The sequence below is a fragment of the Sutcliffiella halmapala genome, from assembly GCF_050107295.1.
Taxonomy (GTDB): domain Bacteria; phylum Bacillota; class Bacilli; order Bacillales; family Bacillaceae_I; genus Sutcliffiella_A; species Sutcliffiella_A halmapala_A.
In genome coordinates this window covers 1-22292 of record NZ_JBNIKR010000003.1, presented here as the reverse complement: position 1 = coordinate 22292, position 22292 = coordinate 1, and the positions used below count along the sequence as shown (strand labels likewise).

At 42.5% G+C, this 22292-nt stretch carries 20 protein-coding genes; 18 read left to right on the top strand and 2 right to left on the bottom strand.

Going from position 1 to position 22292, the window contains the following annotated elements; translation table 11 throughout:
- Positions 1 to 474 precede the first annotated feature (474 nt).
- The 16 genes from flaG to ACQCT5_RS06030 all read left to right on the top strand — a co-directional run bounded on the left by flaG (position 475) and on the right by ACQCT5_RS06030 (position 19489).
- Positions 475 to 819, top strand: a complete 345-nt coding sequence (gene flaG / locus ACQCT5_RS06105) for a flagellar protein FlaG (protein WP_499640040.1) — start codon at positions 475 to 477, stop codon at positions 817 to 819.
- 11 nt (positions 820 to 830) lie between these two features.
- Entirely contained in the window at positions 831 to 2630 is a 1800-nt protein-coding gene (fliD, locus tag ACQCT5_RS06100) for a flagellar filament capping protein FliD (RefSeq protein WP_499640038.1), read from the top strand.
- Positions 2631 to 2651: 21 nt separating this feature from the next.
- Positions 2652 to 3053, top strand: a complete 402-nt coding sequence (gene fliS / locus ACQCT5_RS06095) for a flagellar export chaperone FliS (protein WP_499640036.1) — start codon at positions 2652 to 2654, stop codon at positions 3051 to 3053.
- On the top strand, positions 3053 to 3406 hold the full coding sequence (gene fliT / locus ACQCT5_RS06090; RefSeq protein ID WP_499640034.1) for a flagellar protein FliT: 354 nt from the start codon (positions 3053 to 3055) through the stop codon (positions 3404 to 3406). The genes fliS and fliT overlap by 1 nt, the downstream gene beginning before the upstream one ends.
- 9 nt (positions 3407 to 3415) lie before the next feature.
- Positions 3416 to 3802 (top strand): DUF8042 domain-containing protein, encoded by a 387-nt coding sequence (locus ACQCT5_RS06085; protein ID WP_499640555.1) that lies wholly within the window; start codon positions 3416 to 3418, stop codon positions 3800 to 3802.
- Between the two features lie 272 nt (positions 3803 to 4074).
- On the top strand, positions 4075 to 4635 hold the full coding sequence (hpf, locus tag ACQCT5_RS06080) for a ribosome hibernation-promoting factor, HPF/YfiA family (RefSeq protein ID WP_224839949.1): 561 nt from the start codon (positions 4075 to 4077) through the stop codon (positions 4633 to 4635).
- A 189-nt stretch (positions 4636 to 4824) separates the two neighbouring features.
- Positions 4825 to 7335, top strand: a complete 2511-nt coding sequence (gene secA / locus ACQCT5_RS06075) for a preprotein translocase subunit SecA (protein WP_499640031.1) — start codon at positions 4825 to 4827, stop codon at positions 7333 to 7335.
- A 154-nt stretch (positions 7336 to 7489) separates the two neighbouring features.
- Positions 7490 to 8588 (top strand): peptide chain release factor 2 gene (gene prfB, locus ACQCT5_RS06070; protein WP_499640030.1). Its coding sequence is split into 2 segments (ribosomal slippage): positions 7490 to 7561 and positions 7563 to 8588, totalling 1098 coding nucleotides; the frame shifts between segments, so codons are not numbered across the junction.
- Positions 8589 to 9082: 494 nt separating this feature from the next.
- On the top strand, positions 9083 to 9910 hold the full coding sequence (locus ACQCT5_RS06065; protein ID WP_499640553.1) for a YitT family protein: 828 nt from the start codon (positions 9083 to 9085) through the stop codon (positions 9908 to 9910).
- Positions 9911 to 9979: 69 nt separating this feature from the next.
- The gene (gene cccB / locus ACQCT5_RS06060) at positions 9980 to 10324 is read left to right on the top strand and encodes a cytochrome c551 (protein WP_499640028.1); all 345 of its coding nucleotides are present in this window, start codon (positions 9980 to 9982) and stop codon (positions 10322 to 10324) included.
- Between the two features lie 364 nt (positions 10325 to 10688).
- A complete protein-coding gene (locus ACQCT5_RS06055; RefSeq protein WP_499640026.1) occupies positions 10689 to 13115 on the top strand; it encodes a S8 family serine peptidase in 2427 nt (808 codons plus the stop codon).
- 371 nt (positions 13116 to 13486) lie between these two features.
- Entirely contained in the window at positions 13487 to 14173 is a 687-nt protein-coding gene (gene ftsE / locus ACQCT5_RS06050) for a cell division ATP-binding protein FtsE (RefSeq protein WP_499640024.1), read from the top strand.
- Positions 14163 to 15056, top strand: coding sequence for a permease-like cell division protein FtsX (gene ftsX / locus ACQCT5_RS06045; RefSeq protein ID WP_499640022.1), 894 nt, complete (start codon positions 14163 to 14165; stop codon positions 15054 to 15056). Before ftsE ends, ftsX begins: the two co-directional genes overlap by 11 nt.
- A gap of 103 nt (positions 15057 to 15159) precedes the next feature.
- On the top strand, positions 15160 to 16482 hold the full coding sequence (locus tag ACQCT5_RS06040) for a murein hydrolase activator EnvC family protein (RefSeq protein ID WP_499640020.1): 1323 nt from the start codon (positions 15160 to 15162) through the stop codon (positions 16480 to 16482).
- Between the two features lie 237 nt (positions 16483 to 16719).
- Complete coding sequence (locus ACQCT5_RS06035; RefSeq protein WP_499640018.1) at positions 16720 to 18198, top strand: S41 family peptidase; 1479 nt, start codon at positions 16720 to 16722, stop codon at positions 18196 to 18198.
- A gap of 97 nt (positions 18199 to 18295) precedes the next feature.
- Entirely contained in the window at positions 18296 to 19489 is a 1194-nt protein-coding gene (locus ACQCT5_RS06030; protein WP_499640016.1) for a PDZ domain-containing protein, read from the top strand.
- A 570-nt stretch (positions 19490 to 20059) separates the two neighbouring features.
- Here the strand turns inward: ACQCT5_RS06030 and ACQCT5_RS06025 are convergent.
- Both ACQCT5_RS06025 and ACQCT5_RS06020 read right to left on the bottom strand, forming a co-directional pair.
- Positions 20060 to 20671, bottom strand: coding sequence for a hypothetical protein (locus ACQCT5_RS06025; RefSeq protein WP_499640014.1), 612 nt, complete (start codon positions 20669 to 20671; stop codon positions 20060 to 20062).
- Positions 20672 to 20715: 44 nt separating this feature from the next.
- Positions 20716 to 21036 (bottom strand): hypothetical protein, encoded by a 321-nt coding sequence (locus ACQCT5_RS06020; RefSeq protein ID WP_499640012.1) that lies wholly within the window; start codon positions 21034 to 21036, stop codon positions 20716 to 20718.
- A gap of 336 nt (positions 21037 to 21372) precedes the next feature.
- On the opposite strand from ACQCT5_RS06020, the gene ACQCT5_RS06015 reads away from it, so the two are divergent.
- Together ACQCT5_RS06015 and ACQCT5_RS06010 are read left to right on the top strand one after the other, a co-directional pair.
- Entirely contained in the window at positions 21373 to 21804 is a 432-nt protein-coding gene (locus tag ACQCT5_RS06015; protein WP_499640010.1) for a WapI family immunity protein, read from the top strand.
- A 59-nt stretch (positions 21805 to 21863) separates the two neighbouring features.
- The coding region (locus ACQCT5_RS06010) for an NUDIX hydrolase (RefSeq protein WP_499640008.1) at positions 21864 to 22292 on the top strand (429 nt) is incomplete at its 3' end.

The following is a 22292-nucleotide window of genomic DNA, read 5'->3' as shown; positions in this document are numbered from 1 at the left end:
AATGTTTCACGCTGATTTCATCATTGGTAGCCAAGCTTCTTGGAGGAAACTCTGGAGAAGGTTCAACAAAAAGAGAAGTACGGTCTAAAGCGAAAGCTATGACTATGAATCTCATAGGGCGGCGAAAACTGTTCGAAGTGCCGAGCTCCTATATGAATAGGATGAAGATATAGTCTATTCTAAGATCGAAAGACATAGTAGCAAAGCAATCGAACAAACAACCACAAGGAGTTTTACAACTTCTTCGTTAATTTACTTAAAAACCTTTTAGGTGTATTCCCTAAGGTTTTTTAATAGTTATTATTTAAGAGCCCATATTTACTAAATTCTTCTAAGTGTCTTCTCTCCTTTCGAAATCCTTTATAATTGAGAATTCAAGTATTAAACCATTAATTAAGAACTTTTCATCCTTCACTTTTTCAAAAACACTCCGATAATATCACTAGAGTATACATTTTGTCGGAGGGAACCCGCATGAATATAACAAAATTAGGGCCCAGCTTAGACAGCACAACTAGATTACAAGATCAAAAGACAGTTTCAAATAAGGTGGAAAATTCAATTCAGGTAACAAAAGAAAAGCATCCCGAACTTAGCAAGATGCAGATGGAAAAGATAGTGGAGGGAATGAACGAGTTCATTACTCCTATAAACGTTTCTATTCGTTTCGAACTACATGACAAGCTAAAAGAATATTACGTAAAAGTAGTTGATTCTGCAACAGATGAAGTAATCAGGGAGATCCCATCCAAGAAGTTTCTGGATATGTACGCAGCAATGACGGAATATATGGGGTTATTTGTTGATAAAAAGATTTAGGGGTGACTCAAATGCGAATTAGTGGTTTTGCAAGTGGAATGGATATAGATCAAATGGTCAGTGATTTAATGAAGGCTGAGCGAATTCCAATGAATAAACTAACACAGCAAAAACAGCTTCTAGAATGGAAGCGTGACGACTACCGAGATTTGAATAAACTATTAACGGACTTTAGAAATCTGTCTTTTGATATGACTTTACAGAGTTCATATTCTCAGAAGCAGGTAACTTCCAGTAATACAAAGGTAACGGCTAGTGCTTCTTCTACTGCAGCTAATGCTACCTATACCATTTCTGATGTAACTGTGGCAACCGCAGCATCCAACTCCACTTCAGGATTTGTTACTTCTGGAGAAATTTTAGAATCATCGAAAGGTCTGTGGGAACAGAGAAGTAAATTCACTAGCGGAGATGCAATGAGTAACATGTGGGTTTCAAAAACTGTTACTCAAGATGATATAACGATAGCTACTGAGACAAATTCTATTAACCTAGCAAAAGGCGCGATAAATGCTGCAAGTATAAACGGCAATGGTGAAATTACAGTAAATATAGCAGGGATAGACAAAATTTTCACTGTAACTACAAACACTGCTGAGGCTGATTTAACAGATAGCCAGGTACTTTTGGATGAGAATACGGGGAAGCTGACATTCAAAAATGCCATCCCATCAGGAAGTAATGTTAAAGGCTTTGATTATGATCATTATACATTTGAGTTCTCTATGACTACTTACAATCAACAAAGTGAGGCAGTTATTGAAACTTTTTCATTTGATGGAACAGCCAGTATGGAAGACGTTATGTCTAAGATTAATAGTTCTTCATTAGGTGTTACGGCTTTTTATGATGAACAATCCAATACCATGATGATGACGAAAAGAGAAGCTGGAACCTTTAAAGACGCTTCCGCAACTGCTGAAATAGAATTTGATGGTCTATTTTTAACAAGTGTCGTCGGGTTGAATGAAACAAATGAACAAGGTGGAACAGCTGCTCAAGTTACCATCAACGGTGTAACTACCACCAGAAATTCTAATACATTCACTGTTAATGGTGTGACATTCACTCTTAACGAAAACATGTCAGGTGAATCAGCAGTCATTACCGTCAATAACGATACTGACAAAACTTTCGATGCCATTAAGAATTATGTGGAGAAGTATAATGATTTAATTACTAAAATAAATGAAAAAACTTCACAAGCCGTCTATCGTGATTACAAGCCTTTAACCGATGAAGAAAAGGAATCACTATCAGAAAAGCAGATTGAGCAATGGGAGGAAAAGGCTAAAAGTGGGCTTTTAAAAAATGATTCGATTCTTACTTCTGGTTTGGGTCAACTGAGATCGAATTTTTATGAGCCTTTATCAGGTGCAACTGGTGCATTTAATCAGCTTGCTCAAATTGGTATTACTACAAGTGCGAATTATCGTGATGATGGAAAGCTGGTAATCAATGAAGACAAGCTGAGAGAAGCTATTCAACAAGATTCAGCATCTGTAATGGAACTTTTCACTGCAAACGGAGCAGATAAAAATTCTCAAGGTTTAGCTAGAAGATTAAGAGATTCTGTTGATACAACGATTCAACAAATTGAAGTCCGTGCTGGAAATTCGATGCGTACGAGCCAACAATTTACCATTGGTCGTGAACTTTTAAACGTCGACCAACACATCTCAGTATTCGAAATGCGTCTCCAACAAAAAGAAGAGCGCTACTGGCGCCAATTCACAGCCATGGAAAAAGCAATCAACGTATCCAATCAACAATCCATGCAACTAATGAGTCAATTCTACAACAATGGGTGACCGTAAAAGGAGTGTTCAATAATGGCAATCAATAACCCATATCAGGCATATCAACAAAATTCAGTCTCTACAGCTTCCCCAGGAGAGCTTACCCTCATGTTATATAACGGAGCTTTAAAGTTTATGAGACTGGCGAAAAAAGGGATTGAAGAGAAGAATCTGGAACTCAAAAATTCGAATCTAATAAAAGCCCAGAAAATCGTTCAGGAGCTTATGGTGACGTTAAACACCGATCTAGAAGTCTCTAAATCTATGTTGTCCATGTACGACTACATGAACCGTCGTTTAATTGAAGCCAATATCAAAAACGACGAATCGATCATCGAAGAAGTCGAAGCGCTCATGACTGAATTCCGCGATACATGGAAGCAGGTCATCCAAACCAACCGTCAGCAGGCTTTTGCGCAGGGTGGACAGGCGTAATGACGGTAGTTGAGGATTTGGATAAGGTGACGACACACCTTCTTGCTCTTTTGGAAAATGAGCTTCCTGCAGAAGAACAACGTGACACGTATATTGCAGAAATCGACAAAGGCCTTCAGATCCGTGATGTTCTACTGAAGAAGCTGTCTCCTCCTTTTTCAGAGATTGAGATGGCGCTTGGTCGCAGTGTGGCCGATAAAAGCCAGCAGATTACCCCAAAACTTGAGATGTTCCAAAAGCAGCTGAAGCAGGAGTGGGGTCAGATCCAGCAATCAAAGAAAACAGCAAAGGCGTATGGTCAGGCCTATGCTGGCATTTCGATTGATGGGATGTATTATGACAAGAGGAATTAGGTGTCACGGATGATGCGTTTGAACGAAGAGGAGTTCTTGGTGCTGCAACAGTATAATGGGCTGTTGGAATCATTGGAAGAGGCTTTTCTTTATCTTTGTGATAATGCGGACCAGCCTGCATCAAATACAGCAAAACAGGTGAAAGAGGATAGCTACTTGGCCATCACCAAGATTGTAGAGACTCATGTTTTTATGGTGGATTGGTTTTCAGATCAGAAGGATGCCTTGAAGGTGATTACCGAGTTCGAAGGGTTTATTGATGAACTGGAGTCATTAGGCCATTTCAGTGCGCATCCTATAAAAGAAAAAGAGGTCTTTTCCACTTATCTTATTCCCGCTTTTGAGGAATGGAAGTTTGATATGCAGAAGCAACTTTTACCTCTACTGACACATTAACTCTTTGGAGAAATTCCAGAGAGTTTTTCTTATTTTGAGGCAAGTTTTACCTTTGTCCAGCATATACTTGTTTCACCCGTCAGAGTCATTGGAATAAAGGGATTCACAAAATCTTCACATTAATTTTACGTTTAGGCAGGAAAGCTGTTGGGTATTGTAGAAATATGTTTACATAGCTTTAATAAAAGCTTAACTTTCCTAAAATTGGAAAGGTGTAGACGCATTGTTTGGAGGCAAGGATTCCAAACAGTAACAAAAGGAGGAGTTCGTTTATGAAGTACAACGTTCGCGGTGAAAACATTGAGGTAACTCCAGCAATCCGAGATTATGTAGAGAATAAGATCGGAAAGATTGAGCGCTATTTTGACTCAACTGATAATGCAGAAAGCAAAGTCAACCTGAAAGTCTACAACAACCAACAAAAAATTGAAGTGACGATTCCGATGACAGGATTGGTACTGCGTGCAGAGGAAAGTCATGATGACCTATATGCAGCGATTGATCTGGTCGTGGATAAATTGGAACGTCAAATCCGAAAACATAAAACGAAAGTGAACCGTAAGCTTCGTGACACGGGTTCACCAAAATACTTATTCAATGAAGTGATCGACAACGGCGCACCTTCCCATGTAGCAGTGGAGGATGAGGAGGATGAAGCGGATTTAGTGAGAACGAAGCGCTACAATCTGAAGCCGATGGACAGTGAAGAGGCAATTTTACAAATGAACCTGCTAGGACACAATTTCTTCGTATTCCTGAATGCTGCGACTAACGAAACGAATGTCGTGTATAAGCGCAACGATGGGAAATACGGTTTGATTGAATCCTATTGATGATAAAGGGGCCCATGTCGGGTCCCTTTTTTAAGTTTGTGAAGAGGAAGGTTCGACAATTTTCGCTGAAGGGATGGGTTTTACTTACTCCAAGCCTCACCGCTTTGAGTTGTACCTTCACCCAAGAAGTGTTAAAATTTAAATATTATTGTAGGCTATTAGACTATAGGTACAGAGGAGCGTTCATATATGCTTGGTTTATTGAATAAAGTGTTTGATATGAATAAGCGTCAACTAAAACGTCTGGATAAAATGGCGGATCAGATAGATTCACTGAGCGCGGATGTTGCAAAGCTGACGGACGAGCAGCTGCGCGAAAAGACGGCTGAGTTTCAGGCTCGTTACCAGAAGGGTGAGAGCTTGGAGGACATGCTGGTGGAAGCTTTTGCGGTTGTCCGTGAAGCGGCAAAGCGTGTATTGGGTCTTTATCCTTACAAGGTTCAACTGATGGGTGGTATTTCCTTGCATGAAGGGAATATTTCCGAGATGAAAACAGGGGAAGGTAAAACGCTTACTGCGACCATGCCTGTTTATTTGAATGCCATTACCGGTAAAGGTGTTCACGTTGTTACGGTCAATGAATACTTGGCAAGCCGTGACGCGACGGAAATGGGTGAGCTGTATCAGTTCCTTGGCCTGACAGTCGGATTGAATCTGAACGGTCTTTCCCGTGAGGAAAAAATTGAAGCGTACAAAGCGGACATTACATATGGAACAAATAATGAATTTGGCTTTGATTACCTGCGTGACAACATGGTGCTGTACAAGGAACAGATGACACAGCGTCCTCTTCACTATGCTGTAATCGATGAAGTCGACTCCATTTTGATTGATGAAGCGCGTACACCGCTTATCATTTCAGGAAGTGCGCAAAAGTCAGCGGCACTTTACATCCAGGCGAATGCTTTTGCACGTACGTTGATCCGTGACACGGACTACACATATGATGTAAAAACAAAAGGTGTTCAATTGACCGAGGAAGGGATTACGAAGTCGGAGAAGGCTTTTGGCATCGAGAACCTGTTCGACATCTCCCATGTTGCCCTGAACCACCATATCAACCAGGCGTTAAAAGCGCATGTAACGATGCACAATGACGTGGATTATGTGGTGCAGGAAGGCGAAGTGGTCATCGTTGACCAATTTACCGGCCGTCTGATGAAGGGCCGACGCTATTCCGATGGACTTCACCAAGCGATTGAAGCGAAGGAAGGCTTGGATATACAAAATGAGAGCATGACGCTCGCGACAATCACGTTCCAGAACTACTTCCGTATGTATGAAAAGCTTGCCGGGATGACTGGTACAGCGAAAACGGAGGAAGAGGAATTCCGCAACATCTATAATATGAGCGTTATTGCGATTCCGACGAATAAGGATATCGTGCGTGATGACCGTGCTGATCTTATCTATAAAAGTATTGAAGGCAAGTTTAACGCTGTAGCGGATGACATTGCAGAGCGCCATAAAAATGGCCAGCCGGTGCTGGTAGGTACGGTTGCGATTGAAACTTCTGAAGTGATTTCACGTCTTTTATCAAAGCGAGGCATTAAGCATAATGTCCTGAATGCGAAAAACCATGGACGTGAAGCACAGATTATCCTGGATGCCGGGCAGATGGGTGCGGTTACGATCGCGACGAACATGGCCGGTCGTGGTACGGACATCAAGCTTGGTGAAGGTGTGAAAGAGGTTGGCGGTCTTGCGGTCATCGGGACAGAGCGCCATGAATCCCGCCGTATCGATAATCAGCTTCGTGGTCGTTCCGGACGTCAGGGAGACCCGGGGGTAACGCAATTCTATCTATCGATGGAAGATGAATTGATGCGACGCTTCGGATCCGACAATATGAAAGCGATGATGGAGCGTCTTGGTATGGATGATAGCCAGCCGATCCAGAGCAAGATGGTTTCCCGTGCAGTTGAATCCGCGCAGAAACGTGTCGAGGGTAACAACTTTGATGCGCGTAAGCAGCTTCTTCAATATGACGATGTACTTCGTCAGCAACGGGAAGTTATCTACACGCAACGCTTTGAAGTGCTTGATTCCGAGAACCTGCGTGAAGTGGTCGAGAGAATGCTTACTTCCTCTGTCGAGCGCAATGTCGGACTTTACACTCCGAAAGAGGACCTTCCTGAGGAGTGGAATCTTCAAGGTATCGTGGACTATGTGGAAGCGAACCTGCTTGAAGAGGGTGCTGTAACGGTCAATGACTTCCGTGGAAAAGAGCCAGAGGAAATCTCTGAAGTTATCCTGGAAAAAGTGAAGGCCCGTTATGATGAAAAAGAGCAGGAGCTATCCGCAGAACAGATGCGTGAGTTCGAAAAGGTTGTCGTGCTTCGTGCAGTGGACAGCAAGTGGATGGATCACATCGATGCAATGGATCAGCTGCGCCAGGGTATCCATTTACGTGCTTACGGCCAGATCGATCCGCTTCGTGAATACCAGTTCGAAGGCTTCTCCATGTTTGAGAACATGATTGCGGCTATCGAGGATGACGTTGCGAAATATGTGATGAAGGCACAGATCCGCAACAATCTTCAGCGTCAAGAGGTGGCAAAAGGCCAGGCGGTCGTTCCAAAAGAGAGCGGCGGCGAGCCTCCTAAGAAAAAGCCAGTAAAAAAAGTAATGGAAATCGGCCGTAATGACGCATGCATTTGCGGCAGCGGCAAGAAATATAAAAATTGCTGCGGACAGTAATTTTTTGAAAAGGTGGGGCTGCTTGTCGGCCCCGCTTTTTCGTGCGATTGGAAAGAACTAGCTTCCCCGACTTTTTTATTTTCATAAAATACGTTAGAATAGACTATTAGTGAGCAATAAACTATCTGTGCGAAATAAATATGAGGTGAATGATATGGAATTAGTAGAAATCAGACATGAGTTAGAAAAAATGGCTAAGCGATTAGTCGAGTTTAGGGGGTCTCTTTGACTTAGAGGTCAAAGAACGACGCATCGCGGAGCTGGACAATGAAATGTCCAACCCGGAATTCTGGAATGACCAAAACGCAGCGCAGATTGTCATCAACGAAGCGAACGCACTGAAAGAGCCGGTCAGCCAATTTAATGAACTTAGCGAAAACTACGATAACCTTCAACTGACTTACGATCTTTTAAAAGAAGAGCCGGATGAGGAGCTGCAAGCGGAGCTTTCCTCTGAGGTGAAAACTGTCACTGAAGACTTCAATAAATTTGAGCTTCAGCTTTTACTAAGCGGGGAGCATGACAAAAACAATGCGATTCTTGAATTGCATCCTGGTGCAGGCGGAACGGAATCACAGGACTGGGGTTCCCTGCTTCTCCGAATGTATACCCGTTGGGCAGAGCGCAAAGGCTTCAAGGTGGAAACACTGGATTACCTTCCTGGCGACGAAGCCGGAATCAAGAGTGTTACGTTATTGATCAAGGGCCACAATGCCTATGGATATTTGAAAGCGGAAAAAGGCGTACACCGCCTTGTACGTATTTCACCTTTCGACTCCTCGGGCCGCCGTCATACTTCCTTCGTATCCTGTGAAGTAATGCCGGAGTTCGACGACAACATTGAAATCGACATCCGTACGGAAGATCTGAAAATCGATACGTACCGTGCGAGTGGAGCGGGTGGTCAGCATATCAATACGACCGATTCCGCTGTCCGTATCACGCATATCCCAACCAATGTCGTGGTAACATGTCAGACAGAACGTTCCCAGATCAAGAACCGTGAACGTGCAATGAAGATGCTGCAAGCCAAGCTTTATCAAAAGAAGCTGGATGAACAGCAGGCTGAATTGGATGAAATCCGCGGCGAGCAAAAGGACATCGGTTGGGGAAGCCAAATCCGTTCCTACGTGTTTCACCCGTACTCCATGGTGAAAGATCACCGTACGAATACGGAAGTTGGTAACACCCAGGCCGTGATGGATGGCGATTTGGATCCGTTTATTGATGCGTATTTGCGTTCGAAGCTATAAAATGTTGGAAACCTCCGGCCGATTGGCTGGTGGTTTCTTTTTTATTTAGCAGAAGGGCCGGTTAATACTTATAGGGGTACGGGTATCAAATGCGGATTCGCCCGATAACAGGTTAGTTTCGCCCGCTTTATTAAATTTGCGCCCGATAATAGGGTTTTTCCGCCCGCTTTTTTATTTTTTCGCCCGATAATTTCAATTTACCGCTCCATTCCACATGAACAGACAAATATCGACCTCACCTACGACGCCTCGGTTACAAAACCCCCGCACGCCCCAAATACCAGCCCCCCCTCATAAAACCAGTCAAACTAACAAACACTACCACCAAACGCCCGTCCATTTAACGCTTTACCACGTTATACCAATACCATTTACACCGCCTCATCCGCGTGCTATACTCTTGCTCGTTGTGTGAATTTTTTTAATAGGTACAACTTTGGAGGGACAGCAAATTGAAACATCGTAATAGAAATGGTTATCAAGTAAATCCTGTTATGCAACGGGTAAAAGAATATACATATGTAATTTTGGGCTCCGCCATTGTGGCGCTTGCCTTTAACCTGTTCTTGCTTCCGAATCGGGTGGCATCTGGCGGAGTAAGCGGGATCAGTACGATTCTGGATGCCACTCTGGGGTGGGAGCCGGGTATTGTGCAACTTTGCTTCAATATTCCGTTATTCCTTGCAGGCGTCATCCTGCTCGGAAAACAATTTGGTTTAAAGACACTGGTTGGGACGATTACCCTGCCGTTGATTGTACTTTGGACAGCTGGACTTGAGCCTGCGACAAAAGATCCGTTGCTTGGAAGTCTTTTCGGAGGGATTGGGGTAGGTCTAGGACTTGGTCTCGTCTTCCGTGGGCGTGCTTCTACTGGTGGTACCGACCTTGCAGCTCAAATCATCCATAAGTATACTGGCCTCACACTTGGTACATGTGTTGCTGCCATAGATGGACTAATCGTTATTTCAGCAGCGATCGTATTCGATCTGGAGCTAGGAATGTATGCACTCATCGGTCTTTTCGTAACAAGCAAAACGATTGATTTTGTTCAGGTCGGGCTTGGGTATTCTAAGATGGCAATCGTGATTACGCAAAAGGAAGAAGAGGTAAAACAAGCGATTCTGACGAAAATCGATCGCGGTGTGACCAAGCTTTCTGCTACTGGCGGTTATACGGAGGATGAGCGACCTGTTCTGATGTGTGTGGTCGATCAAACTGAATTCACAAAATTGAAACAAGTGGTGCGGAGCATTGATACATCTGCGTTTGTGGTCGTAATGAATGCTTCCGAGGTACTTGGCGAAGGTTTTAAAAGGGAATAGAAGGGAATAGGTAGGATATAATAATGTCATGTTGGTATATTTTACTTCTATCCTTAGGAGGACAACCTGATGAAAAAGTACTTTTTAGCATTCGTATTTGGAACGTCACTGCTCACGTTGGCTGCGTGTGGTGGCGGAGAAGAGAACAATACAGCCACTGATGCACCTGCAGAAGAGGGCGGCGGTGCCGTTGATACTGCGGAAGCGGAACAAATCTTCCAGCAAAGCTGTTCAAGCTGTCATGGCGGTAACCTGGAGGGCGGCTTCGGTCCAAACCTTCAGAAGGTAGGAAGCAAGTACAGCCAGGCAGAAATTGAAGAGATCATTGCAAACGGCCAAGGCCAAATGAAGGGCGGCATCGTCAAAGGTGAAGAAGCGACTACGGTTGCAGCCTGGTTGGCGGAGCAAAAATAATGACGGAAAAAGGTTTCTTTTAGGGAATTACCCTTGGAAGAAACCTTTTTAAATTCAACTAAAAATTACCAAATGCTTTTCTGATATAAAAAACACTCTATCTATTATACTATTTTTTATTTTCAGAAAATAGTGCGTTGAATCTACATATAAAGGGAATATATTACATATTAACGCTCCGATTTTCCCCTTTTTCTTTCATTCGCCAAAGGGATGGAAAATTATATTGAAAATAAGAATTTTTGTAAATATACTTTTATTTAGATTGTCGAATGACAATTTATGTAATGGTCTGCATCCTTAGTTCTGAATATTCAGAGTATAGTGTGCTGCCATTAACTAAAAGTATGGGGGAGTGGGAGATTTGAAAAAGAAGTGGATGACAGCTCTTATGCCGTTGTTTGCGATTGTACTGGTCTTTAGTGCATTCTCTTCAAATGGTGTACAAGCTAACTCACAAAATTCAGGGGGAGAACTAGCTACCTTACAGGGTGATTTCGATTTATCTTCCTCAGAAGCGGTAACCGTTCTTGTTGAATTACAGGAACAGTCCATTGTAGAAGCGAAGCACAATGGGAAAAAGCAAACGAAGCAAAGCTTGAAAAGTGCTCGTGAACTTGTAAAGAATGAATTGGATAAAAGGGTATCAACAAATAAAGTGAACCGGGAATATGACTATGTATTTTCAGGGTTCTCCTTGAAGCTGCCGGCAAACGAGATTCCTAGTCTGCTAGCGACCCCTGGAGTAAAGGCTGTTTATCCTAACGTGGAGTACACCACGACAGAGGAGCTAGTTTCGGAGGAGGAAAACAGCCCGGCGATGTTTGATTCGGCCCCATTTATCGGAGCAAACGAAGCATGGGATCTAGGCTTTACCGGTGAAGGTGTGACAGTAGCTGTCATTGACACTGGTGTCGACTACACGCATCCGGATTTGGCGCCGAATTTCGGTGAGTATCTTGGATGGGACTTTGTTGATAACGACAATGATCCACAGGAAACTCCTAAGGGAGATCCACGTGGAGCAGAGACGACACACGGTTCCCACGTTGCAGGTACCATTGCGGCGAATGGACAGATCAAAGGGGTAGCACCTGATGCAACCTTGCTTGCATACCGTGTTCTTGGCCCTGGTGGAAGTGGATCTACGGAAAATGTAGTGGCAGCGATTGAGCGCGCAGTGCAAGACGGTGCAGACGTCATGAACCTTTCTTTAGGCAATTCCTTGAATGCACCGGATTGGGCAACCTCCATCGCTTTGGATCAAGCAATGGCAGAGGGCGTAGTAGCGGTTACTTCCAACGGAAACAGTGGTCCAAATAACTGGACAGTCGGTTCTCCTGGTACATCAAGAGAAGCGATCTCCGTTGGGGCAACACAATTGCCGTATAATGTCTACAAGGCAGCAACCACTTCATCGGACGGCGTATCCTACGCATCCTCAGCAGTGCAAGGATTCCCATCGGAAGCGGAATTATTATCCTTGAATGGAAAAGCTTTTGAACTGGTGGATGTAGGATTTGGTGCACCAGCTGATTTTGAAGGAAAAGATTTGACTGGTAAAATCGCTCTGATCAGCCGTGGAGCAGGTATCCCATTCGTGGACAAAGCAACGGAAGCGGCAAAAGCAGGTGCGGAAGGAGCCGTTCTATACAATAACGTGGAAGGCACAATGCCGCTGATTCCAGGAATGGCGGTTCCGACGATCATGCTGAACCAGGAGGATGGAGAAGCATTAAAAGCAAAAGTGGCAGACGTGACAGTAAGCTTTAATATCCAATTTGATAAAGCGGTGGGCGAATCAATGGCTGACTTCTCATCCCGCGGTCCTGTAATTGATACGTGGATGATCAAGCCGGATGTTTCCGCACCTGGTGTTAATATCGTGAGTACAGTTCCAACATTCAATCCTGATTCCCCTCACGGATATGGAGCGAAGCAAGGGACAAGCATGGCTTCCCCGCATGTCGCTGGTGCTGCGGCAGTGATTTTGCAGGCTAACCCGGGCTGGGGTGTCTATGAAGTGAAATCGGCATTGATGAATACAGCCGAGAAGCTGATCAACCCGGCAACAGGAACAGAATATCCGCACAACACACAAGGGGCAGGAAGCATTCGAGTAGTGGATGCGCTTAAAGCTGAAACTTTGGTTAATCCGGGAAGCTATTCTTTTGGAACCTTTGAAAAGCCGAAAGGAAAGCAAGTGGAAAAACAACAGTTTGAGATTCAAAATCTATCTGACGAAACCAAAGTGTATTCTGCGGAATTTACTTTCAAAAATGAAGTAGGCAAACATGTGAAGGTGTCTACCAGTAAAAACCTGAAAGTTAATCCTGGCAAAACCCAAAAGGTCAATGTGAATGTTCAAGTGGATGCATCTAAATTAGCTGCTGGTTACTATGAAGGACATTTAACTGTTTCTGAGGGAGACACAGTAATTGAGGTTCCTACTATCCTATTTATTGGGGAGCCTGACTATCCTCGTGTGACACACTTTGGATTTACGGCACTTGGTGGCAACGAGTTTGAATTCTACTCCTACTTGCCGGGCGGAGCAGAAGAATTGCAGGTTTGGGTTTACACTGCAAATGCTGCAGGGGGGCTTGGATCCTATGTGGGGGATGCTCTATATGCTGGAGATCTTGGCAAAGGCTACAACTATCATGACTGGGACGGTACTTTAGTGAATGGTACAGTGTTGCCAGCAGGACAATACCGTGTAGCGGTGTATGCGAAGAAAGGTGAACTGGACCGGGCTATACTAGGTGCAGATGTATTGACTATTGAATAGAAATAACAACTAACAAACATGGCCGGGGTTCTGTGAACTCCGGCCATGTTTTATTATCATCCTACAAAATTCCCCAGGAAAAGATAGATTTCTATCGTTTTTCATCGACATTATCCACGGAATTTCTTCATTTTAGGAAAAAACAACCTCTATTTCCAGCTATGACTCCGATTTGAAAAGAAACTGTAATAATTAAAACTCTGATTTTGTCGAAATAGATGTTATAATGAAGAAGTGAATTTATGCGGAAATTTGTGATAAATATACATATCCACTTGTGGAATTAGCTGACCCTAAGTAGCAGCTATACAGTATTTATTAAAATTTCATCAAGTAATCTATTCAAATATTCTAACCCAATAGGTGATTAAATGATACAAATGCAAGACGTCTTTAAAAAATATCCTAACGGCGTTCAAGCTGTTGATGGAATAAATGTAAACATTAAAGCTGGAGAGTTTGTCTATGTTGTAGGCCCGAGTGGTGCTGGTAAGTCCACCTTCATCAAGATGATGTACCGCGAGGAAAAACCGACAAGTGGTTCCATCATTATAGACGGGGTGAACCTATCCAAACTGAAGGAAAGCAAGGTTCCACTTTTAAGAAGAAATATCGGAGTGGTTTTCCAGGATTTCAAACTCCTCCCGCAATTAACTGTATATGAAAATGTAGCCTTTGCGCTTGAAGTTATTGAAGAAAGTCCGAAAAATATAAAGAAGCGTGTGATGGAAGTTTTAGATCTAGTAAAGCTGAAGCACAAAGCTCGCCATCTGCCGAATGAACTTTCCGGTGGAGAACAGCAACGTATATCCATTGCACGATCGATTGTAAATAGCCCTAAGGTAATGATTGCCGATGAACCGACAGGAAACCTTGATCCTGATACTTCATGGGAAATCATGAACATCTTTGAAGAAATTAACGACAAGGGCACAACCATTGTCATGGCGACGCATAACCGTGAAATTGTAAACACGATCAAGAAGCGTGTCATTGCAATTGAGAACGGAAGAATCGCGCGTGACCAAGCAGAGGGGGACTACGGATATGAAGCCTAGAACTCTCTTGCGACATTTCAGGGAAAGCCTTAAAAGCTTAGCAAGAAACGGCTGGATGACATTTGCATCCGTCAGTGCCGTAACCGTGACATTATTACTCGTCGGAGTATTCCTTGTCCTCATGATGAACCTGAATAGCGTTGCTAATGAAATTGAAAAAGACGTAGAGATCCGAGTGCACATAGACCTTACAGCAACAGAGGAAGATCAAAACGCACTTCGCGATCAGATAGAGAAATTACCCGAAGTCGAAACGGTCGATTATTCATCAAAGGAAGAAGAACTGAAAGGATTGGTTGACAGCTTTGGTGACGATGGTGGCGCATTCGAGCTGTTTGAACAGAACAATCCACTATACGATGTATTTATTGTAAAGACAGCTAATCCGCAGGACACGATCGCGGCAGCGAAAAAAATAGATGAAATGAATTTCACACATAAGGTCATTTACGGGGCCGAAACGGTGGAACGGTTATTTAAAGTATTCGAGATTGCTAGAAACGTAGGTCTTGCCTTGATTCTTGGACTTGTCTTTACTGCCATGTTCCTGATCTCCAATACAATCAAGATCACCATTTTTGCACGAAGAAAAGAGATCGAAATCATGAAGCTGGTTGGCGCAACCAACGGCTTTATCCGCTGGCCGTTCTTCCTTGAAGGACTTTGGCTGGGAGTGCTGGGTTCCATCGTGCCTATCGGAATCATTCTCACATCCTACTATTATCTAATAGATTTGGTAGAACCGAGAATCCAGGGCACATTCATTCAACTGCTTCCGTTCTATCCTTTCGCCTTCCAAGTCATTGGAATCCTGGTTGCAATTGGTGCATTCATCGGTGTTTGGGGAAGCATGATGTCCGTCCGGAAGTTTTTGCGAGTTTAAAAGAATCCATATAAATGGTCTACCCATAATAAAAAAACAAAAACCTGATAGGGATTGGTAATTAATCCCTATCAGTACATAAGATTTTAGGGGGAAACAAGGGATGAGAAGAAAGATTGGTACAGTCGCTATTGCTGCCGTTATAGGATTTTCTGGATTTTTCTCTACTGGCTTATCAGATACAGCTTCTGCAAATTTAAAAGAAAAGCTGAATGACGTACGAAATGAACAATCCAATAATGAATCAACAAGGTCCGGTAAGCAGGATGAAGTGAATCAGCTTCAGGCCGAACAGAAGACTTTAGCGGAAGAAGTAAAGCAATTAGATATAGCAGTCGGTGAAACAAAAGCGAAAATCAGTGCGAAAAAAGAAGAAATTGATGGTACAAGAAAAGATATTACAAAACTTCAAGAAGAGATTGTTGTTTTAAAAGAACGTATTGAAAAAAGAAATGAGCTTCTAAAAGATCGCGCTCGCTCTTTCCAACAGGGTGGAGGAGCCGTTAACTACCTGGATGTATTACTGGGAGCACAAAGCTTTGGAGATTTCTTAGACCGCGTTGGTGCGGTAGCTACGATTGTACAAGCAGACCGTGATATTTTAAAAGCTCATCAAGAGGACTTACAGCTATTAGAGGATAAAGAGCTGGAACTACGTGAAAAACTGGCTTCCCTAGAGCAACAGCTGACAGAATTGGAAGCGATGGAAGTTCAATTAAAGAACCAAATCAAAGAAAAAGATGCCCTAATGGCACAGCTTAAGAAAAAAGAGCAAGAAACGATGCATGAGATCCATGAGCTTGAAAATGAAGCGCAGATCCTAGCGGCACAAGAAAAAGCGATTCGCGCAGAAATTAAAGCTGCAGAAGAACGCGCAAGAAAAGAAGCGGAAGAGCGTGCAAGAAGAGAAGCCGAGGAAGCAAGAAAAGCGGAAGAGGCCAGAAAAGCTGCTGAAGCGGCAGCAGCAGCCGGAAAGCCCGCACCGCCAGCACATGTAGTTTCTCCACCGCCAGTATCATCCGGTGACTGGACACGACCAGCTACAGGATCCGTTACTTCCGGTTATGGCGGACGTTGGGGTGGAAATCACTTTGGTGTTGATATCGGAAAAAATGGTAGATCTGGTGATGTACCAGTCGTGGCAGCAGCGAGCGGTACTGTATTCCAATCCTACTACTCCAGTTCTTATGGAAATGTAGTATTCATCACTCACTACATTGATGGCCAAACATTTACAACGGTTTATGCTCATCTGGAGCGTCCGGGAGCACCAGCTGGTACATCCGTATCCAAAGGCCAGCAAATCGGTATAATGGGTAACACTGGATATTCATTCGGGGCGCATTTACACTTTGAATTGCACAAAGGTTCATGGAATGGTTCCAAGTCCAATGCAGTAAACCCAGCCAACTATATTAATTTCTAAAAAGTACACATATTATGTACAAGCACCACATATACTATTTCTGACAAAAGGCATTACACTTTCAACGTGTAATGCCTTTTACTGCAACATTAGCCTACCTACTTAGCGAGTGATGAAACAATCGATACAGCAGACCGTTTACATAAGCGTTTTTAATTTCCAACCATGCAGGGCTGTGATACAATTGCTCATATATTAGTCGTTCGGTATTGGGTATAGGGATGAGGAGGAGCTTTCATGAATCGCAAAATCGTCACATTATTAATGGTACTATCCGTTTTAGTTGGGGCAGGAGGCACATATGCCGCTCTTACATGGCTAGGGTCGAACCCGGTTTCCGCTGTTCCTTCTCAGCAGTCACAGGATTATGACATCACACTTGAAGAACCATCAAAAGAAACAGCCAAGGATCTAGACTCCCAAATGGCGAAGATCCAACAGGCATATGAATTGATTTCCTCCAGATATGTCGAGGAAGTAGAATCCGAAAAGCTCATTCAAGGTGCCATCCAAGGTATGGTAGATACGTTGGAGGACCCTTATTCCGTCTATATGGATAAAGAAACCGCCGATCAGTTCAACCAATCCCTTGAATCTTCTTTTGAGGGAATCGGTGCGGAGGTTGGCATGCAAAATGGCAAAGTGACCATCGTCTCCCCATTCAAAGGCTCCCCTGCAGAAAAAGCGGGATTGCAGCCAAATGACCAGATTCTGAAAGTGGATGAAGAGGACATTGAAGGTTTGGACCTTTACCAAGCGGTACTGAAAATCCGCGGGGAAAAGGGTAGCGTTGTAAAGCTTCAGATTCAGCGCCCTGGCGTACAGGATCCGTTTGTGGTCGAAGTGACACGTGATACGATACCGATTGAAACCGTCTACTCGGAAACCTATGACCATGAAGGTAAAAAGGTCGGATACATTCAGATTACATCCTTCTCCCAAAATACGGGTGAGGATTTTAAAAAGCAGCTCGCTGCATTGGAGGAACAGAACATCGAGGGCCTTGTTGTCGATGTCCGTGGAAACCCAGGAGGCTTGCTCGAGCAGGTGCAGGTCATTGCTTCCGAATTGGTGACCAAGGATAAGCCTTATGTACAGATAGAACAGCGTAATGGAGAAAAGCAGCGCTTCTTCTCCTCGATTACAGAACAAAAGCCATATCCGATTATCACATTGATTGATAAAGGAAGTGCCTCCGCCTCTGAAATTTTGGCAGGTGCCTTAAAAGAGGCTGGAAATTATGAAATCGTCGGAGATGCTTCATTTGGTAAAGGGACTGTTCAGCAGGCGGTGCCAATGGGCGATGGCAGCAACCTGAAGCTGACGCTATACAAATGGCTGACCCCAGATGGAAACTGGATTCATGAAAAAGGAGTGGAACCTACTATTCCTGTGAAGCAGCCGGATTTCTTCTATGCAAATCCGATCAATCTGGAAAAAGAAGAACAACTGGGCTACGATACGAATAGTGAGAAAGTGAAAAATGTTCAGCTTATGCTAAAAGGTCTGGGCTTTGATCCAGGACGTGAGGATGGCTACTTCAGCAAGGAAACAGAAACTGCCGTAAAGAGCTTCCAATCGGAAAATGAACTTTCCGCAACAGGGAAGGTTGATGGCAATACTGCAGAGCTTATCCAGTCCAAGCTGCTTGAAGCGGTCCGTGCCGAAAAGAATGATGTACAGCTTCAGGAAGCAATGAAAAACTTATTCAAATAAATTTTCAAGGCCGGCTTCTCCTATGGTGAGGACCGGCTTTTTTGTGTTAAAATAATAAGAACAACAGATATTTCAGACGATGTTAGGCGGTGATTCGATGATAGAATCATGGTTATTGGAGTTACTGAAGGGTGTGGGTCGCTTATTCATCCATCCTGTTTTTTATGTAACCATGGCCGTAGCAGTGGTATTAGGTTATTTTCGCGTCAAGCGGGAGCGTCATGATTTTCACATCCGGGTGGAATATGGTCTCACTGAGTTGCAAAAAGCGTTGAAGACGCTTGTTTTGGGACTGGCTTTATCCATACTTACACTTGGTGCAGGAATCATTCTTCCATTTGGAACCATTTTTTTGATCAGTATTGTCACAGTGGTTTTTACCCTGTTTATTAAGCCTCGTTTCCTCTCAACAGGCTACATATTCGGTTTTTCTCTTTTGTTGGTTGTCCTGCTTCCGAAATGGACAACCGGTATAGCAAGTGTGGATCGGTTATTATCTTCAATAGCGGAGACGCATCTACCAAGCATGGCTGTCCTCATGGGGATTCTCATGATTGCAGAGGGAATGCTGGTTATTAGGCAGGCATCCACGCAAACGTCGCCTCAATTGGAGAAAAGCAAGCGTGGACTTCCGGTCGGATCTCATGTTTCCCAACGTGTATGGGTACTGCCATTGTTCGTGCTGGTTCCCGGGGAGGCCCTACAAACCAGCTTTGAGTGGTGGCCGGTTCTTCAAGTCGGAGAACAGTCGTTTTCCATCTGGCTCGTTCCTTTCGCAATGGGCTTTTATCAAAGATTGAAAGCAAGCCTTCCAAAGGAAACCGTCCCAATTACGGGGCGTCAGATGTCGGCGCTTGGGGTCTTGATTTTGGCCCTGGCCATTGCAGGAGTATGGTGGGAGACAGCAGCCATCCTTTCAGCTGTCCTGGCGGTGTTTGGAAGGGAATTTATCCACTACAGAGTGCGCACCCATGATGATGAAAGCCAGCCAATCTTCGTTCAACGAGATAAAGGGCTGATCATTTTGGGAGTGATTCCACAAAGTCCTGCGGAAAAAATGAATCTCCAGATCGGGGAAATCATTGTAAAAGTAAATGGTATCCCGGTTTCTACGGTAGAGGGCTTTTACGAAGCGCTTCAGCAAAACAGAGCATTCTGCAAGCTGCAGGTCGTGGACACGAATGGCGAGGACCGCTTTGCACAATGTGCGATTTACGAAGGCGATCATCATGAATTAGGATTGCTATTTGTTCAGTACGGGAAGAAGTGGAAACGTACGGAAGCTGGTTAATTGTAAATTTCCATAATTCTTCGGAATCTGTTCACGATTTATCGGATTGGGATTCATAATTTTCCGGAAATGAAGTAATATGGATATACTTTAGAGAAACGAAATAATCGTTTCTCTATTTTTTATTTTACTGACCAATAAACCACGAAGTTACAATGGATTAACTTAAAAATGTAGATATTAATCTTCAACTATCGGGCCATTATGTGGAAGACCTGAATTCGAGATATTTTAGTGGTTTATCGCCTATTCTATTTAAAGTTCTGTTTTCTTTATTGAAATTAAAATAGATCAGAAAAAGGAGACGTTGATTTGGAGATCCTTGTAAGTATAAAAGAATTGGATGAAAAACTGATTGATGCACTAAAACAAACTTTTGAACAATTGTTGAACAGCTAAGTGATCTAAACTTAAGCTCATTACAATATATAATAATTCCAACCACGTTATAGGCTGCATGAAGGGTACACCAACAATGATTACGGGGTCGCTATCCCTGCGTTTATTTAGATTATTCAGTTATGTCCCTCAAGAGTTTTCGGACATCTCTTCTCAAGTTCAGACCCATCTTTATTCCACTTTCTCTTCTTGAATAATTTCTGCTATTTTCCATTTCTCTTTATTATCGTTCCATCCTGCTGACTTGGTCATTACAAATTGATAATCCTTCTCTATATCTTCTGTGGTATTATAGGTTAGGATTATTTTGTCTTTTTCGTGTCTAAATTCCCTAAGATCAAGCACCGCATTAGGCTCCCATAAAATACCTTTTTGACCAAAGGTAAGCGAGCAAGGGCACGTTCCCTCGCGGTCCATAGTACCCATCCCAATATTAGGTCCCCATGCCAAGAACTCTTCAACATCTCTGAATGATTGTACTACTTTATAGGCTTCGATTATGCTTATCGCTTCCACAAAGTCCTCGTAGTTAACAGAAGTTTTCAACTCATCCACTTCTTTTTCTAAAAGGGCGTGTTTTTCCTTTAAGTTATCATAATCCTTCTTTAACTTAGAACTTTCCTCAAATTCCTTTTCTAAATCAGAAATTCGTTTCGTTAATTCGTCATTGTCGTCATGCAGCCCTCCCATCACATCCAATGCATCTTGTTCTCTAATGACAGCTATGGTGGTAATAACGCATAAAATGATGAAGGCGATACTGATAAAGTCTTTTTTCTTCAAATGAACCCCCCCATCCCCAAATAAATCAAGTAATATATCGATTATTATCCAATGACACCCAAGTAGTACAAGGAAAAATAAGTTCCAAGGCATAACAAAGATCCTATTAAAAATGGACTGATTGAAAATGTCATTTTCTCGTGTTGAGGTTTATAACTCCCTAACAAAGAATCAAAAACAGCGACTTGAGAATTCTTAGATAATGCATCGCCTGTTGTTCCGATTAAAAATGCAAAGAAAGTGAAAAAACAAGAACCATAAAAGAATGTCGTTAACAGGTTCGTATCAAAAATCAACGATATTACGACAAGAATTCCGATCTCCACCACTAAAACCAGCAATACGAAAAATAAATATCTCTTCAAAAATACCACCCCTTCACTGAATACGGATAATAGAAGGAATCGATTCAAATATTCGATAACCCCAAAGAATATATCACTTCAATTAACAGACAAAATGAATAACGTACATTCTTATAATACCATAAATTCCCTTATATACATTATGAATATTCAAAAAAATATGTTTTATTGTTGAATAAAAGAAGCATTATCTGGAACAAGGTAAGCTGCATATTTTTGTGAAATTGTATATTGAGTTAATGGTCGATATTTGAAATAATTGGTATTAAGCAATAGGGCATTGTAGAAGAGAAGATTGTTAATTCCTAATACGAATTGTTTTTTAGAGGTGAGTAAATGAAATTCCATCTTTTAGGTAAGGAAACAAAAATAGAGATTGATGTGTTACATCGAAATTATCCTAACAGTTTCGATTATTGGGATGGTAATTGGGTTAAATCGAAAATAAGAATAGAGATTCCAGGCTACATTGTTAGTTTTGATGCAGATTTAAGAACTGATGAATTAAGAGACTTTGTTAATGAACTTAAATTATTGAAGCGCTCTTTAAGAGGAAAAGCAAGCCTAAAAAATTTAGATAGTTATTTGCAGTTTGAATGTGAAATGAACAATTTAGGTCAGATGTTGTGGACAGCTGAGACCTGCTATCCTGCGGGCTATGGTGCTGTTCTTAAATTCGAATATGAATCAGATCAAACATCTTTAATTAGGCTAATAAGAGAATTGGATGATATTCTAACTCATTTCCCTGTAATCGGAAAGCCTTAGTTATTCCACTATAGGGCAGGATTGTTGAAGAAGAATAACATAAAAAGAGGGGGGTTATTTTGGTACAAAGTACACAACAAATTTACACACCACCAAAACATTTTGTTTCAGCAGCAACTATTGTAATCAATGACGAAAAGGAAATTTTGTTAATTAAGGGACCTAGTAGAGGGTGGGAAATGCCAGGTGGAATAGTTGAAGAAGGCGAGTCTTTGAAAGATGCCGCAGTAAGAGAAACTAAAGAGGAATCGGGTATTGATATTGAAGTTCTGAAATTCTGTGGAATATTTCAAAATGTGAACAAATCAATCTGTAATACGCTGTTTTTGGCTAAGCCAATAGGAGGAAAATTAACAACTTCATCAGAGAGTCTAGAAGTAGGGTTCTATCCTATTGAGAAAGCGTTAGAAATGGTAACCGTGGGAAACTTTAAGCAAAGAATTGAATACTGTCTTGATAATAGCAAACACCCATTTTATATTGAATTT

Bases quoted from the DNA above. Each gene is read 5' to 3' on its own strand.
- ftsX (WP_499640022.1), top strand. From the start codon at position 14,163: ATGAAGCCTAGAACTCTCTTGCGACATTTCAGGGAAAGCCTTAAAAGC.
- fliD (WP_499640038.1), top strand. From the start codon at position 831: ATGCGAATTAGTGGTTTTGCAAGTGGAATGGATATAGATCAAATGGTC.
- cccB (WP_499640028.1), top strand. From the start codon at position 9,980: ATGAAAAAGTACTTTTTAGCATTCGTATTTGGAACGTCACTGCTCACG.
- flaG (WP_499640040.1), top strand. From the start codon at position 475: ATGAATATAACAAAATTAGGGCCCAGCTTAGACAGCACAACTAGATTA.
- ACQCT5_RS06040 (WP_499640020.1), top strand. From the start codon at position 15,160: ATGAGAAGAAAGATTGGTACAGTCGCTATTGCTGCCGTTATAGGATTT.
- ACQCT5_RS06030 (WP_499640016.1), top strand. From the start codon at position 18,296: ATGATAGAATCATGGTTATTGGAGTTACTGAAGGGTGTGGGTCGCTTA.
- ACQCT5_RS06015 (WP_499640010.1), top strand. From the start codon at position 21,373: ATGAAATTCCATCTTTTAGGTAAGGAAACAAAAATAGAGATTGATGTG.
- ACQCT5_RS06085 (WP_499640555.1), top strand. From the start codon at position 3,416: ATGATGCGTTTGAACGAAGAGGAGTTCTTGGTGCTGCAACAGTATAAT.
- secA (WP_499640031.1), top strand. From the start codon at position 4,825: ATGCTTGGTTTATTGAATAAAGTGTTTGATATGAATAAGCGTCAACTA.
- fliS (WP_499640036.1), top strand. From the start codon at position 2,652: ATGGCAATCAATAACCCATATCAGGCATATCAACAAAATTCAGTCTCT.
- ACQCT5_RS06065 (WP_499640553.1), top strand. From the start codon at position 9,083: ATGCAACGGGTAAAAGAATATACATATGTAATTTTGGGCTCCGCCATT.
- hpf (WP_224839949.1), top strand. From the start codon at position 4,075: ATGAAGTACAACGTTCGCGGTGAAAACATTGAGGTAACTCCAGCAATC.
- fliT (WP_499640034.1), top strand. From the start codon at position 3,053: ATGACGGTAGTTGAGGATTTGGATAAGGTGACGACACACCTTCTTGCT.
- ACQCT5_RS06035 (WP_499640018.1), top strand. From the start codon at position 16,720: ATGAATCGCAAAATCGTCACATTATTAATGGTACTATCCGTTTTAGTT.
- ftsE (WP_499640024.1), top strand. From the start codon at position 13,487: ATGATACAAATGCAAGACGTCTTTAAAAAATATCCTAACGGCGTTCAA.